Genomic DNA, 209 nt, shown 5'->3' on the forward strand with positions numbered 1-209 from the left:
CAATTCTCATCGCCTGGAGCCGGCCGATCCAGGCAAGTACACCAGTTGCCTGACCGATGCCGAATGGGCGCTGGCGGCCGACCTGTTCGAACGGCCTGAGGGACATCGGGGACGACCTGCAGTGTACGAGAGGCGCCGCATGGTCGATGCGTACTGCTACGTGCTGCGCACGGGCTGCTCCTGGCGCATGCTGCCGCGCGAGTCCTTTC

1 protein-coding gene is annotated in these 209 nt (G+C 65.6%); it reads left to right on the forward strand.

Going from position 1 to position 209, the window contains the following annotated elements; translation table 11 throughout:
• The coding region (locus ACYP5B_RS51265) for a transposase (protein ID WP_459575183.1) at positions 1 to 209 on the forward strand (209 nt) is incomplete at both ends.

Source organism: Cupriavidus sp. 8B, from assembly GCF_054589115.1.